This window comes from Paraburkholderia sp. RHO2 (genome assembly GCF_050955445.1).
Classification (GTDB): Bacteria; Actinomycetota; Actinomycetes; order Mycobacteriales; family Mycobacteriaceae; genus Prescottella; species Prescottella agglutinans_A.
In genome coordinates this window covers 325,116-338,393 of the sequence record NZ_CP162618.1, presented here as the reverse complement: position 1 = coordinate 338,393, position 13,278 = coordinate 325,116, and the positions used below count along the sequence as shown (strand labels likewise).

Here is a 13,278-nt window from a genome sequence, read left to right as displayed (position 1 = left end):
GGTCGCAGGGGACCTCACCCAACGTTCAACGGCCGACTGACGCAGCGGCCGCATCTGTGTTCCCACAGCCTGCTGCGCCTATGCCGGACTGGGCACAGTCAGCCCGGCGCCCAGCGCGCGAGCAAGCTCATCAGGACGTCAGCGACGTCACCGCTTTCCTCTCCAAGGTCGACCGGCAGCGGGAACAGGGACATGCGACACCGAAGCCACGCCCCATGCGCGAGGTACTCGGCGCGTTCAACAGCTCGCCCCAGGATCAGACGAGGATCCAGGTGCTCGCTGCGGCCGCCGCCGCCCGCCATCTCGAGGGCATCCAGTCTGCGAACGCGCAGCGGTGGGAAAGGCTGGCCCAGGAGAACGCCGCTCGTCTCGAGGCGCTGCGCTCCCAGCAGTACCACCGTGAGCAGGCCGCCTACCAGGCGGCGCGGATGGCGCCGGAACAGGTTCAGCAGCGGGACACCGAACGGTCCAATGCCGAAGCGGTCTCGGACAAGCGGATGTTCGACGCGGCCGCTGCCGTCGCGCTCGGCTACGTCGCAGCCCGCGCTCTGCCTCCGTTCGACAAGCTCGACTCGCTGTCGACGGAACACTTGAATGTCCCAGAACCACGCCCGGAACTCGACGTCCCGACCGACCCAGCTGCAGAACTGACGGAGAAGCAGGAGCCAGACCTCGAAGCTGAGACCACACCGGACACCGAACTTGTCGCAGAGCAGGAGACGGCTGTAGATCCCGCCGCAACGCAGGATCCAGAGGCCAAGGCCCAGGCCGACGTATCGGCCGACCTCAAACCCGTGGCCACCGACACGCCCGGGACCACGCAGGCGCCGAACCGACGCTCCGAAGTCGAGGAGATGGGACAGGCACTCAAACGAGCCGGTCGCGGCCTGGCAACTGCCATCGGACCGACGCACGGCGACGACGAAGTCGCACCGAACCTGTCGCCGGTGAATCTGCCGCAGCTCGCCGAGGAGCTGCTCGAAGCACTCGGAGCAGTGAAGCTCGGGCACCCTCGGTCGGCGAAGGAGATGCTGAACATCGAACGCGAACCCGACCAGAACAACGAGGTCGCGTTCGTTCAAGAGGTGGGAACCGAACGCGACCTATCGATGACACCCAGTATGTAGTGCACGACGACGGTGGGGCGCCCGAGTTCGGGGCGCCCGCCGTCGTTTCAGGAGACCGGTGGCGTGAAGCACGCCGTCGTGATCACCGCGGCGATCACACCGAATGCGCCGAGTCGGTTGCTGGCAGCGGCTGTGGAGCGCTTCCGCATTGCGGCGACGACGGCCGCAACGCCCATCGCTGCCAGGAGGGCGATGGCGGCAAGGATCGTCGATGGAACGAGGTCGACCGAGTTCGCTGGCAGGTCAGCGGTACGACAACCGGGTCCGCACAAGTGGGGTGGATAACTCTTCTACCCCTCAACCGTTGTTGACGATGAGGTCGAAGACGTTGCTGGGGACGTCGTCTGCGGGCATAGCTGGCCAGCCCATCCAGTCGCGGGTGGTCTTGGCGTTGGCCATCGGTCCGGTATCGCCATCGAGGATCACCCGCAGGTGAGGCTCGAGGTGCTGGATCCACCAAGAAGACATGGCGGACATCGAATCTGATACCCGGGCTTCTTCCCATGCGTAGTGCAGCGCGGTCAGGCGTGCGACGACCTCGGGGTATGCCCACCAGCGTGCATCCCACGACAGTCCACCGTCGGAGTCGCCAATCCGCCGACGGATAATCGGGAGGAAGTACTGTTCGACGAACTCGACGACGTTCGCGAACTGCGGCTCGATCAATTGATTCTCGTCGACGCCGGCATCCCCTTTGTACTCGCCTGGTTCCGGTTCGCCGTCCACGAAGTCGTCCTCGTCGTCCAGTTCCTCATCGTCTTCGAGATCGTCAGCATCCGACGTGTCGGGATCGTCGTCCTCCCGTGGGAAGACCGCGTCCTCGGTGGTTTCGCTAACGGCATCCTGGTTGTCCGAGGTATCAAGCTGGGCCATGTTCAGTCCTTCCCGAAGAACTCGGAATCGAAGAGGGCATCGACGCGAGAGGCATTCATGTCGGTATCGGCAGTACGGATCGGTGTCGGCGCGGGAAGGGGAGCGATGTCCGCGGTCTCGGGCTCGACGGGGAAGTTGATCACGGGCGGGCGGTCGGAGATGCCGACGGGCAGCGCTTTCTGCTCCTCGGGCTGTGCACCCTTGTTTTCCTTCTTCGACTGGCGGATCTCGTCGGCGAACGGCGAGTTCGCCCAGAATGCTTTCCGGACGAGAACAGGTGAGCTACCACCGATCGAAACGATGGCACGGCTGACGGGCAGGGCCTTGAGGTCGCGGTACTCGAAGATGTTCTCCTTCTGCCAGCTCGACGACACGGTCGACTGGCCGGCGGCGAAGATGCCGGATCCACGGTTGCGGGATTCGCTCTCGACGTAGTGGGTACCGATCGCGTTCACCAGGCTGTTGAGGTACGCGTCGTCGTCGACGTTGCCGCCGTACCAGGTGACGCTGCAGGCATCGACCATGCCCTTGAACGCTTCGCGGCCCCAGACCTTCTCGCCCTGGGACGGGGACTGCAGGAACGTGATGAGGATGATGCCGCGGCCACCGAAGTGGGAGTACCAGCGCGGAAGGTCTTCGAGCTTGCAGATGTTCGCGGCCTCGTCGAGGACCGCGGTCAGCGGGATCGGCATCCGCTCCGATTCCTGCTGCTCGGAGTATTCCTCTGCGCAGTTGAGAATCTGCCCGACGAGCGCACTCGAGATCGCCGACGACGAGCCGGGCCCATCCTTCGACATCGCGTACATGGTGTCGGTGCGCGCGACGAACTCCTCGGCGATGAACTCGGGCAGGTCGTGAATCTCTTCGCCCGGGGTGGTGACGACGTTTCCGCCGGAGTCGGTGCCGATGGTGATGCGCTCGTTCGGCATGACGGCCTCGGCGTAGCGGGGCTCGTCCAGTGGAGCGAGGAACCGTCGGGCCATGTCGTAGAAGCCGTCGCGCTGCTTCGCGTTGACGGCCTGCTTGCCGCGCATCGTCCGGGCGAGTTCCGGGTAGCCGTACTGCTCGAGCACTGCGGGCGGGATCTGCGACTGGGTGTTGGTCAGCCACTCGACGACGTGCCGAATGTCGCCGCCCGCCAACGACGCTGCCAGCATGTACGAGGCGAACAGGTCGCGGGCGTTGCCGTCGAAGTATGCGTCGACCCGGGCGTTCGCGTCGGTGGCCGCGGAGATGAAGTAGCCGCACACGGCCGCGGCCGACGGCAGGTCGGTCACGGTGCGCAATGGGTTGAACCAGAACGTCGCCCGCTGGCGTCGGTCACCCGTGGTGACGCCCTGCAGGTCGAACAGCCACACCTTGCCCGTCTTGCGGCGCAGGCCGACGGTGTTGGAGTACACGTCGCCGCGGTTCGAGGCAACGATCGCCGCACCGGGAGCGTGGCAGATCGCCGGGATCGCCAGACCGGCCGACTTACCCATGCGCGCGCCGGCGAACGCGATACACACGAACTCCCACGGCAGCCGCAGATCGCGGTTGCCCACGACCGTCTTACCGAGCGGTATGCCCAGGTATCCGGGGTGATCGCGCGGAATGGCCGGCGCGATGCGCTCCGTGGTGGCCGCCAGGTGCTTGATGTTCGTCTCGTCGACCTCGCGGGGGTCGACCATCGTCTGCGCGAGCTTGTCGATCCGCATCTCGGACCGCTTGTCCTTGACCTTCTCGGTGACGCCGAGCTTGCGCAGGATCCACCATCCGCCGCCGACGGCGACGGCCAGCAGGATCAGCTCGAGGATCAGAACCGAGGTCGCGCCGCCGGGCCAGCTCGTCTTTCCGGTCCCGAGGGAGAGGACGAGTGCGATCGGGTTCCAGGTGGGGTTCTCACCGCCGCCCTGGTTGTAGGCGATGGTCGGCAAGAACGCCACCGCGGCGACGACGGGAAGCGCCTTCAACAACACTTCGTCGGAGTTGGCGCTGCCGTTGGGCCGGTCGCGTCGTGCACGTGCCATAGCGAGTCAGCTCCTTATCTACTGCTGGAATCGGTAGTCGGTCAGTCGCCAGCCGTCGTCGGTGCGGGTGACGGTGGTGCGCCAGGTTTCCGGGGTACGCGGGGTGCTCTGCCCGGAGGCGTGCAGGACTGTCTGCCGGCAGGTGACGTCGATTACCACTGTGCGCATTCCGGCCGGCGCTGCCGGTGTGGTGTCGGAGCGAACGCAGTTCGCGGTCAGTGCGTCCTTGGCGGCCGCCCACTTCTGCCAGTCGCGGTCCGGACGAACCGTCGCCCGCTTGTTCTCCTCGACCGTGGCGAGGAGCTCGCCGCCGAGCCATGGCTTGGCCCGCACGAGGGCCTCGGCCTGGCTCTCGTCGATGGCGGGCTGCCAGGACAGAATCGTCTGCATGGCGGTGATCGCGGTTTGGTCGGCGTCGATCTCCTGCGGAGAGAGCGGGTCGATGACGGCGTGATCGTCGCTGCCTGTGTGCGGGCCGCCGGAATCGTTGCCGGAGTCGCTTCCGCAGCCCACGAGTGCGAGGGCGGTCGCGGCGGTCAATGCCACTGCTGCGGTTGCGCGCTGGATCCTCACTACTGGTCCTTTCCGTTGATCGCCCGGAAGTTGGGCTCGTTGGCGATGATCTTGTCGGCGTAGGGGCGGGTCTGGACGACGTAGTCGGTGCCGCCGGTCGGGAATCCTCCCGCTTCGAGGACGGCGTACTCGCCCGCGTTGTACCCGGCGAGGTACAGCTCCATCCGCCCGTTCGGGGCGGACACCTTGCCCTCGGCGATCCAGCCGTCGACCTTCTTGGCGATGTCGCACATGTAGTTGCCCTGCGCCATCACGGCGTCCGAGATTTTGTTGCGGTCGCCGGCACCGGCCGGTCCGGTGGGCCGGCCTTGGTCGTCGACCGGATAGCCGTACACGTTCCACGTCGCGTCGATGAACTGCGTGTAGCCCGCCGCGCCGTCTTCGTTGTGGCCGTGCGGCTGGAAGCTGCCTTCCTGGGAGAGCTGCGCCGCGAGCAGCGACGGCTTGATCTGTGGGCAGATCCGCCCGGCCCGTTCGAACCACGGCGCGAACTCCGGTGGCACGCTGCCCGGGGCGATGCTGTCACCGAGACCTTCACCGGAGATCACGCAGTCAGCGCCAGCGGCCGACGCGCTGCCGCCGCCACCGGGGGCGGATCCCCAGTTGAAGCCGTCTTCGTTGAATCCCTGGCCCTTGACGGTGATGTGGACGTGGTCGAAGTGGTTCTGGGTCTCCGAGCCTCGGTCCTCCATCAGGTTCGGGGTGCCGCCGACCGGGTAGTAGGTCTGTCGCCAGATGGCGTACTCGACGTTGAAGGGCTCGGCGTTCGCCATGACGTAGTCGAGGATCTCGTCGCCGAGCTGGACGCCGGGGCCGGACATGTAGTCCGGGATCATCGCGTCGATCGCCCGTCCTTCGGGGTGGTCGCCGAAACCGCCGCCGTCGGCGCGCCATCCGCCGAGTGTGCTGATCCGGTTGCCGAACTTCGCGTGCAGGGCTCGGATCAGGCGCTTGGTATCGACCTGCATGTTCGCCTCGGATCCGGCTGACGCCGGAATGGGCTGCGACAGATCACCAGCGAGCACCTCGGCCGGGGGCTTCGGCACCGCGGTCGGCGGACCGGCGCTGTCTGCGCCGGGTGCCGGCGCGGAGTCGTAGTAGGGCTGCGGATCGACGGCGGTGGTGCCCCATCCCCCGGGCCAGACTTCCCAGTGCAGGTGCGGGCCGGTGGAAACGCCGCGGTTGCCGATCGTGGCGATCTGCTGACCCGCCCGGACCTGCTGGCCGACCTCGACGCTGTAGGTGTCTATGTGGCCGTAGACGGTGGAGACGAGCTGGCCGTCGCGGACGTGGTCGAGAACGACCCACTGGCCGAAACCGTCTGCGGTACCGGCGTTGCGGACGGTGCCGTCGGCGGCCGCGTAGATCGGGGTGCCGATGTCGCCGGCGAGGTCGATACCCTTGTGCTGCTCGCCCCACCGTGCACCGAACCCGGACGTGAGCATGACGGTGGAGGGGTCGACGGGCTTGACGAACGAGCCCAACGGCGCGAGCCGGTCACCGCCGGACGATCCGCTGGACGGTCCGAGGCAACTCGTTCCGGCCTGCTGTTCTTCCTCGTCCTGGATCCCGACCATGAGCAGCAGGATCAGCATGAACGGAACGAGAGCCAGTGCGACGATCACAGCGATCAGCCCGGTCCCCCCCTTGTCGTTCATTCGCTCCTCAAGCCCTCTCCCCGTCCGTACTTCGCCACGAGCGCCCGATTCAGCTCTCGCGCCATCGCCAGCTCCGTTTCGAGCGCCGCCACCTCCTTGACGGTGCGCCGGGGCCGCAGCCCTGATCGGTTCACCCACGCCCGGACAGTCGTCTCCGCGACGTCGAGTTGCTTGGCGGCCGCCCGCGCCGCAGCAGTGAAGCTGTCACCCGCCCCAATCCGGGTGACGACCGCACGAATGGCTGCGTCGCGGGTGTCGTCGTCGACGACGGTGTACCGGCGTCGCTCGGAGGTCATGCTGCAAATTCCTTTCCGCGGTCCTCGTCGGCCGACCGCAGACGGGCATCGGTGTCGTGGATGCCGGAGGCTGCCTCGACCGGGGGCACCCACACCTTGAACGGGGTTCCAGGGGCCGCGCCCTCACCGAGTTTGAGCAGGAAGTGACCGACACCGGCCGCAGTCCGCTTCGTCTCCCGAACGGTCTCGGCCGCCGAATCCATCGAGTTCGCAGAGACGTTCACGGCGGCCTTGCGGCGGGCCTGCCGGACCGCCTTCTTCTCGTCCACGGCCGACGTCCCGTCGTTCGCCCAGCCGGTGAGCATCGCCCGCTCGGTCTCGGAGAACTTCATGAACTTGCTCAGCCGGTCGACCTCCGCCTCCGGGACGGGGCCGATGATCCGGGCGCGGGAACGCTCGATCAGGCCCAGGCCGCCGGCCTTCTCCAGTTCGGCGATCGAGTGCGTCACGGTCGTCATCGCGACACCGATCGCCCGCTGCAGACGCTGAACCGCGTCGACGCGGGCGACCATCATCGGGCCACACGCCAGGACCTGCCAGAACTCATCCATCACGATGTGGAAGGCCCGGTTCGGGCCCAGGCCGGCGTCGGCGAGGATGTGCGCCGCCTCGACGGCCGCGAACGCCTCGTTCCAGCCCGCGAGCAGCACGGCGGCGCGCATCAGCTCGTCACCCGGCGGCACCGACGACATGTCGAGATCGATCATCGGCTTGGTGATGTCGATCCGAACGGTGCTGTGCTGGTTGAACGTCTCACCGAAACGGCCCTTGACCAGAGCTCGCATCGACCGCAGCAGCGGCTTGATCTGCGCCCGGTACTCGTCCCCGTCGTCGGCGACCGCGTCCTCCATCAGCTCCACCGGAGCATCCGAAATGATGTCGATCAGGTCCTGCATCCGCGCAGGGTTGGCGGTGCTGAACACCGAGTCCGGGTGGCCGTAGATCAGACGGATCGCCGAGGCGAGCATCGTCTCCTCGAAGTCCTTGAGCGGACCACGGCGCACGATCTCGAGGAGCGCGCACACCATGTTCAACTGGCGTGCGTGCAGGGCGAACTCGGCACGCTGACGCTCGAGCGATCCCACAGGCAGCTGCTCGATCGCGTCACCGATCGGGCCACGGTCGAGCGGGTTGATCGACCCGGTCCCGTACCCGACCTCGCTGACCTGCCCGCCGACAGCTTCCGCCAGCGCGCGAAGGTCCGGCTTCACATCGCCCGGCGCGATCACATGCGTGCCGCGGCCGATGTCGCCGAGGCAGATTCGCCGCAGCAGCGTCGACTTACCGAACGCGTTCAGTGCGCAGATGAAGCACGACGGCGCCGAGATCGCCTTCATCTTCCACGCGTAGAGCGGGTCGAATCCGACTGCGGCACCGGTGCGTAGGTGCCGGCCCAGCGGCTCCCCCAGCAGCGGCGCCTTCGCGCCGACGATCCACGGGTACATACCGGCGACCTGCACGGTGGTGCCCCGATACTCGACCGGGGGCATCACCGTCGACATCCGGCCGCCGCCCGGGCCGGCGAAGCCCTTCTCGTCGAGGGCGGCGACCTCGCGGTCGAACCCGTCGGTGCGGGACTTGTTCAGCCGCTCCATCGTTGCGCGCAGGTTGTACTGACGCTTGACCAGCACCTGCTTCCACGCCTTCTTGACGCCGTTCGTTTCGGCCGCGACCGCGGACTCGAGCGCAGCGAGATCGGCGTCGGACAGCAGGGAGCGGGCGATCTTGTCAGCCGGGCTCTGCGGCTTCGCCTTGGACTTCTCTACAGTGCGTGTGCTCATCGTCGTCAGCGCCCTTCTAGCTGCTCAGGAACGTCGGAATGGTGGAGTGATCGGCGGGGATGACACCGATACCGAGCGAGGCGGCGAACGCGGCCGACTGCCAGCACCAGGACCGGCGCACCGCCAGGCGGCTCTGCCGCGACAGGTCCTCGATCAGGGCGTCGATCTTCGGAACATCGGAGCTGCCGACCGGCTCGGTGACCGTGACGAGGACACCGAACCGGGTCACACCCGCGCCGCGGGCCTGCTCCATACGTGCCTGCGCCGTGGACGCCACGTCGATCTGCGCCTGCGCCGAGGCGATGCCCATGCTCTTGACGGATCCGCCGCTCGCCGCGGCGAGCGCGTTGCGGTAGTCGCGGTCGACGATCTCGGTTGCCTCGCCAGCCGAGTGCGGGCGGTAGACGATGGCCACACGCTTGATCGGCACCACACTGTTCGGCGACAGCAGCCGCTGCAGCACCCGCTCGGTCACCGCACCCTTCGGGGCCTCACGCATCTCCCACGTCGCAGACACGGCGCCGTCGTGGAAATACCGTCCACCGTCAGGCGTCTCGTGCGCGGTGCGCGGTCCGCAGTCCGCCCATTCGAGCCCGGTTCCTTCACCGGAGTGCAGGCCGCGCTCGACGTCGACCAGCGACGCCGGATCGTAGGAGCGGCGCACGAACGCCATGATCTCGTCGGCGTCCATCGGCGAGCACGGCGCGCCCGCCCGGGCGGCGGCCGCGGTCAGACCGGGCAGGCGGCGGCCGAGCTCGACCGCCTGCTCCGACGGATCCTGCTTGCGCTCAGCGGTCTTCGCTTCGAAGGTGATCGCGATCCGCGCCGCCAGACGGATGCCGCCCGAGGTCAGTCCGGTCGCGAGCTGGTAGTTCGCGTCCCGCGCCAACTGCGGAGCATCCGGGAGGGTGTTCTGGTGCACCGTCTCGTACAGCTCGATGCCGGTCTCGGGCAGGGTCTCGATGACCGTGACCAGGCCGAGAACGTCGGAGGTCTCACCGGTGGCGTTGAGGAACTGCGCCCAGTTGCCGACGTACTGGTCGATCACGTCCTGGTCCACGGTCTCCGCGCCCTGCGGGAACGCGTCGAGCACGATCGTGTAGGCGTCCTTGCTGGGCATGTGGATCATGCCGAAACTGCGGCCGTCCGAGTCGATGCCCTCGTAAATCTCGGTGTCCGCGAGGACGCCCGGCAGCCGGTAGCGGCGGCCCGGGATCCGGGAGAACGTGCCGGACGAGTAGACGTGCTCACCGCGACGGCCCGCACGCCAGAACTGGAATCTCATGAGTGCCCTTTCGTAGCCGGAACGGCCGTCACGCGAGTTAATGAGTGGAATGAAGCCCAAGGCCACGGGGATAGCGACCACGAACGCGACACCGAACCCGAAGACCAGGCCGACGAAGGCGAGGACCACCGCGGCGCCGATGCCGAGCATCGTCGTGCCGAACGTCGCGCCCATCAGGCCCGTCTCACGAGGCCGTCGCCACGCCCCGTAGGTGTGGTAACTCTGCTGCTCGCTCATTTCTCAAAAGCCCCCACGTAGTTCCACATTGGGGCAGCACCCATCGCTGTTGGATCCCCGTTGTCGTTTTTGCCCACTCCCGGTCCACCCGGTTCCGATCCGGAGCTGGCGGGTGTCCCGGATTCGCTGCCGCCTGGTTCGCCACCAGTCGCTCCGCCGGTAGTCGGGGTGCCCCCACCGTTCCCACCCGGCTGCTGATCGCCGCCTGCGCCGCCGAAACTCGCCGGCGCGGTTGCGTACCCTGCGGCACCGCTGGGCGGGGTCGTGCTGTCAGTCGTGCTCGACGTGGACATGCCACCATTCGGGCCACCGGTGGTGGTGGCCGCACCGGTGGGAGCGCCGCCGCCGGCCATCATTCCGGCGCCCTTCATGGCGAGGGCACCGAGCGCCGCACCAGCAGCGGCTCCGCTACCGCCACCGCCGAGGGCGCCGACATTCGGAACGATCATCCGCATCAAGGCCGGGAGCACGAGCGCCGCGGCGCACAGCAGAATCACACCGGTCAGCGCCATCATCGCGTCCCCAGTCCTGGGGTCGGCGGCCTCGATAAACAGCATCGCGGAGCAGCCGATCACGAACGCGCCCACCGGCTTGACCAGCAGCCACGCGATCGTCCAGGAGATCATCTTGTCGAACGCCTGCGAGCCGACCTTCGTGCCACCAGCTGCGCCGGCGATCGGCAACGCGGCCGCCATGAGCACGAGGAAGCCGGTGCGCATCAGCATCAGGAACGCCATCACCAGGCCACCGAGAATGCCGAGCAGACCGATCACGAACAGCAGCGCCATGCCTGCAGGGCCGGCATACAGGGAAACCATGACCATTGCCTCGACGAGCCCGGTCGGGTCGCTGCCCACGGTGCCGTCCATGAACCAGTTCGCGATGCCGTCCGAAAGCTGGGTTCCGAGGATGACCAGCATGGTGAACGCGCCCGCGACCAGAGTCGCGCGAGCCATCTGCCGGAAACCTTCCTCCGACGTGTCACGGATCGACCCGGAACGCGCCATCGCCAGACGTGCGCCGAGCAAGATCATCGACAACGAGAACGCTGCGACCTGGATGTAGAACGTGTAATCGGTGATCTTGGAGACGGTCCTCCTGAACACATCCGCGTCGAGAGAATCGGTCGTGATCCACCAGCCCAGAGCGAACTTCAGGATCTCCGCGCCAGCGTTACCGAACGACAGTGCGGCCTTCTCGGCCGCCCCCTCGGCTACGCGCTCGGCCGCGTCTCCAACAGCATCGAGGCCGGCCTTCCCGATACCTCCCGCTACGTCCTGGCAGGTAGGAATATCGAAGTCCCCTGGGAGAGCATTCACGAGCCCGGAAAGAGCTCCAGAGAACGCTCCGCCTGGAGTGAAGCAGGTTGCTCCTCCTGCAATGGTCTCCAACGTCGAGTGCGAATCAGACTTGTCCTCGCCATCAGTCGTCTTGTCCGGGTCCGCAGTCCCCGTCTGTGCGGGCGGGGCCGGAGAAGTCGATTCCTGCGCAAGCGCCGGACCAGCCGAGAGAAGCAGCGCGGCAACAGCAACGAGCGAAGCGACAAATCCGCGAATGATGACCCGTCCGCTCACCACCATGACGCCCACCCCTTGCCGAAGCTGGCTACGTCGCCGCCGCCCAGCGCAGAGTTGTCTGCCTTCACAACCCAGCCGGTGCCGTCACGCCACACCAACGGCAACCTCGAAACGATGTTCTTGGTCGAACCGTCAGCCGTGTCGGCGGTGTAGCCGAGGTGAACGAGAGAGAGGTCAGGGTTGAATTCGACCTTGATCATGGGAGTCGCCACGCTCGGTGAGCTGTCGGGGATGCCCAGCGGGGACTGCGCGAACTCGCCCTTGGGATCCGACAGCAAACCTGCGTCGGAGAGCATCTTGATCCGGTCGGCGCCCGATGCGAGGTAGCCGCCGTAATGGGCTGCAGCCAGTCCAGCGCCCTGCGCTGTACGTGCGAAGCCCGTTGCGACACCGCTGTCGGTGATGCGAGTGGGACCGTCCGAGGTGGAGAACGGCAGCACCATGTTTCCGTGGATCTGCTGGAGCATCACCCCGCCCGGAGCCTGGTCTGCGGGTCGGTCACCGCCCGGTCGGGACTGAGGAAGCAGCACGCCGTTCTCGTCGAGCGGGACGTATGCGACCCGGCCTAGACCATCGAAGAACGGGTCCTGTTCGAACTGGGTCTGCTCGACCTGGGCGTTGCCTCCGCTGGCGGAGCGATCTGCAGGGACCAGTGGTCCTGCGTCCTCGCCGCGGAAGAGGATCACGATGCTGAACACGAGCCCAGCGATCAGGATGACCGCGAGAACCGACGTGCCGATGAGCAGCTTTGTCGCCGAGTTGCCCTTGTCGTCCTTGGAGGAATCATCGGCCTGCGGGGCGGCCGCCGTGGTGGTGTTCTGTTCGCTCACTTGCGGGTTCCTTCCAGGTTGACGAGGTCTGCGGGCATCTCGTCGAGTGCGGTGATCGTGGCGGCGTCTTCGGTGGGGAGTTCGAGGTGCCAGTCCTCCCCGATCCACACGACCCGGGTGTGCGAGGCGGCCATCGACTTGTCGGAGAAGCGCTGCACGACGTCGACGTTGGCGGCGGACTCGCTGTAGTCGGTGATCGTGTAGCCGACGATCTCCGGCACCGCATCTGGGTCGAGCCCCGAGATGGACACCAGGGCACGGTTCGCGGCATACGTGTCGCGCCCCTCCCCCGGGGCCGCGACGGTGCCGAGGATCTTCGGCCAGTCGTTGTCGGATGCCGTTGCCAGCTGCACGGACTGGGTGATCGCCGCGAGCGCCGAACCCTGCGGGGTGTGGGTGAAGCCCTTGAAGGGCTCCCAGCTGCCGTTACTCGGTCCGTCGGTCTTACCGAGGGGAACCATCACTCCCCCCACCGAGGACCAGCTCGCGATTTCCGGGGCATCGGTCAGTGATGCGGTGGGCTCGTTGTTCTCGGCCTGTTCTGCTCCTCCGCAGCCGGCGGTGGCCAGTGCCACGATCGCTGCCCCTGCCAGACGCCGAATCATTCTTCGTTCTCCTGATCCTGCTGTTGTTCTTGCTGCTGCTGAACTGCCGCCGTCTTGTTCTTGATCTCGTTGACGATGTCCGCCTTCCCGGGCGGGGTCGACGTCTGCGGCCCATACGCCGCCCCGAGCAGGACCGTGGCGATGGCGACCGACGCCGATCCGGCAAGGAGCGCACCGATGTTCGCGGCGATGAACTCCGCTGCCTTCGGCGACTCCAGGCCGGCGCCATGCTTGTGGTCCCACGCCATCCGCGCCCCGACGAAAATCACCTTCGCCACACAGATCACGAAGACGATCCCGGCGGCATACCCGAGCAGCTCCTGGATGTCCGCGACGACGTTGCTGGGAAGTTCCACCGCGGCCAAGTGCTCAGTCGCTGACGCGGCCAAGTGCTCAGTCGTTGAATAGGTGTCAGGGGAACGCATTC

General features: G+C 66.9%; 12 protein-coding genes. 1 reads left to right on the top strand and 11 read right to left on the bottom strand.

Annotation, left to right across the window (positions count from 1 at the left end; genetic code table 11):
* Positions 1 to 215 precede the first annotated feature (215 nt).
* Positions 216 to 1,127 carry a hypothetical protein gene (locus tag ABTV10_RS26670; protein ID WP_499035309.1) on the top strand — a complete coding sequence of 304 codons (912 nt, stop codon included), beginning with the start codon at positions 216 to 218 and terminating at the stop codon, positions 1,125 to 1,127.
* 297 nt (positions 1,128 to 1,424) lie between these two features.
* On the opposite strand, the gene ABTV10_RS26665 is transcribed toward ABTV10_RS26670, so the two are convergent.
* Genes ABTV10_RS26665 through ABTV10_RS26615 form a run of 11 tightly spaced genes read right to left on the bottom strand, consistent with a single transcriptional unit; the run spans position 1,425 to position 13,207 of the window.
* Positions 1,425 to 2,000: a DUF4913 domain-containing protein gene (locus ABTV10_RS26665; RefSeq protein ID WP_499035308.1), complete on the bottom strand. Its 576-nt coding sequence runs from the start codon at positions 1,998 to 2,000 to the stop codon at positions 1,425 to 1,427.
* Between the two features lie 2 nt (positions 2,001 to 2,002).
* Positions 2,003 to 4,009, bottom strand: coding sequence for a type IV secretory system conjugative DNA transfer family protein (locus ABTV10_RS26660; protein ID WP_499035306.1), 2,007 nt, complete (start codon positions 4,007 to 4,009; stop codon positions 2,003 to 2,005).
* A gap of 18 nt (positions 4,010 to 4,027) precedes the next feature.
* Entirely contained in the window at positions 4,028 to 4,582 is a 555-nt protein-coding gene (locus ABTV10_RS26655; protein ID WP_499035305.1) for a hypothetical protein, read from the bottom strand.
* Complete coding sequence (locus ABTV10_RS26650) at positions 4,582 to 6,240, bottom strand: peptidoglycan DD-metalloendopeptidase family protein (RefSeq protein ID WP_499035304.1); 1,659 nt, start codon at positions 6,238 to 6,240, stop codon at positions 4,582 to 4,584. The genes ABTV10_RS26655 and ABTV10_RS26650 overlap by 1 nt, the downstream gene beginning before the upstream one ends.
* The gene (locus tag ABTV10_RS26645; RefSeq protein ID WP_499035303.1) at positions 6,237 to 6,536 is read right to left on the bottom strand and encodes a hypothetical protein; all 300 of its coding nucleotides are present in this window, start codon (positions 6,534 to 6,536) and stop codon (positions 6,237 to 6,239) included. Before ABTV10_RS26645 ends, ABTV10_RS26650 begins: the two co-directional genes overlap by 4 nt.
* Entirely contained in the window at positions 6,533 to 8,317 is a 1,785-nt protein-coding gene (locus ABTV10_RS26640; RefSeq protein WP_499035301.1) for a putative type IV secretion/conjugal transfer ATPase, read from the bottom strand. The genes ABTV10_RS26645 and ABTV10_RS26640 overlap by 4 nt, the downstream gene beginning before the upstream one ends.
* A 16-nt stretch (positions 8,318 to 8,333) precedes the next feature.
* Positions 8,334 to 9,839, bottom strand: coding sequence for an SCO6880 family protein (locus tag ABTV10_RS26635; protein ID WP_499035299.1), 1,506 nt, complete (start codon positions 9,837 to 9,839; stop codon positions 8,334 to 8,336).
* Positions 9,836 to 11,419: a hypothetical protein gene (locus ABTV10_RS26630; protein ID WP_499035297.1), complete on the bottom strand. Its 1,584-nt coding sequence runs from the start codon at positions 11,417 to 11,419 to the stop codon at positions 9,836 to 9,838. The genes ABTV10_RS26635 and ABTV10_RS26630 overlap by 4 nt, the downstream gene beginning before the upstream one ends.
* The gene (locus ABTV10_RS26625; protein WP_499035295.1) at positions 11,410 to 12,246 is read right to left on the bottom strand and encodes a DUF8175 domain-containg protein; all 837 of its coding nucleotides are present in this window, start codon (positions 12,244 to 12,246) and stop codon (positions 11,410 to 11,412) included. Before ABTV10_RS26625 ends, ABTV10_RS26630 begins: the two co-directional genes overlap by 10 nt.
* Positions 12,243 to 12,851 (bottom strand): DUF8175 domain-containg protein, encoded by a 609-nt coding sequence (locus ABTV10_RS26620; protein WP_499035293.1) that lies wholly within the window; start codon positions 12,849 to 12,851, stop codon positions 12,243 to 12,245. The genes ABTV10_RS26625 and ABTV10_RS26620 overlap by 4 nt, the downstream gene beginning before the upstream one ends.
* Positions 12,848 to 13,207 (bottom strand): hypothetical protein, encoded by a 360-nt coding sequence (locus ABTV10_RS26615; RefSeq protein ID WP_499035291.1) that lies wholly within the window; start codon positions 13,205 to 13,207, stop codon positions 12,848 to 12,850. Before ABTV10_RS26615 ends, ABTV10_RS26620 begins: the two co-directional genes overlap by 4 nt.
* Between the last annotated feature and the right edge of the window lie 71 nt (positions 13,208 to 13,278).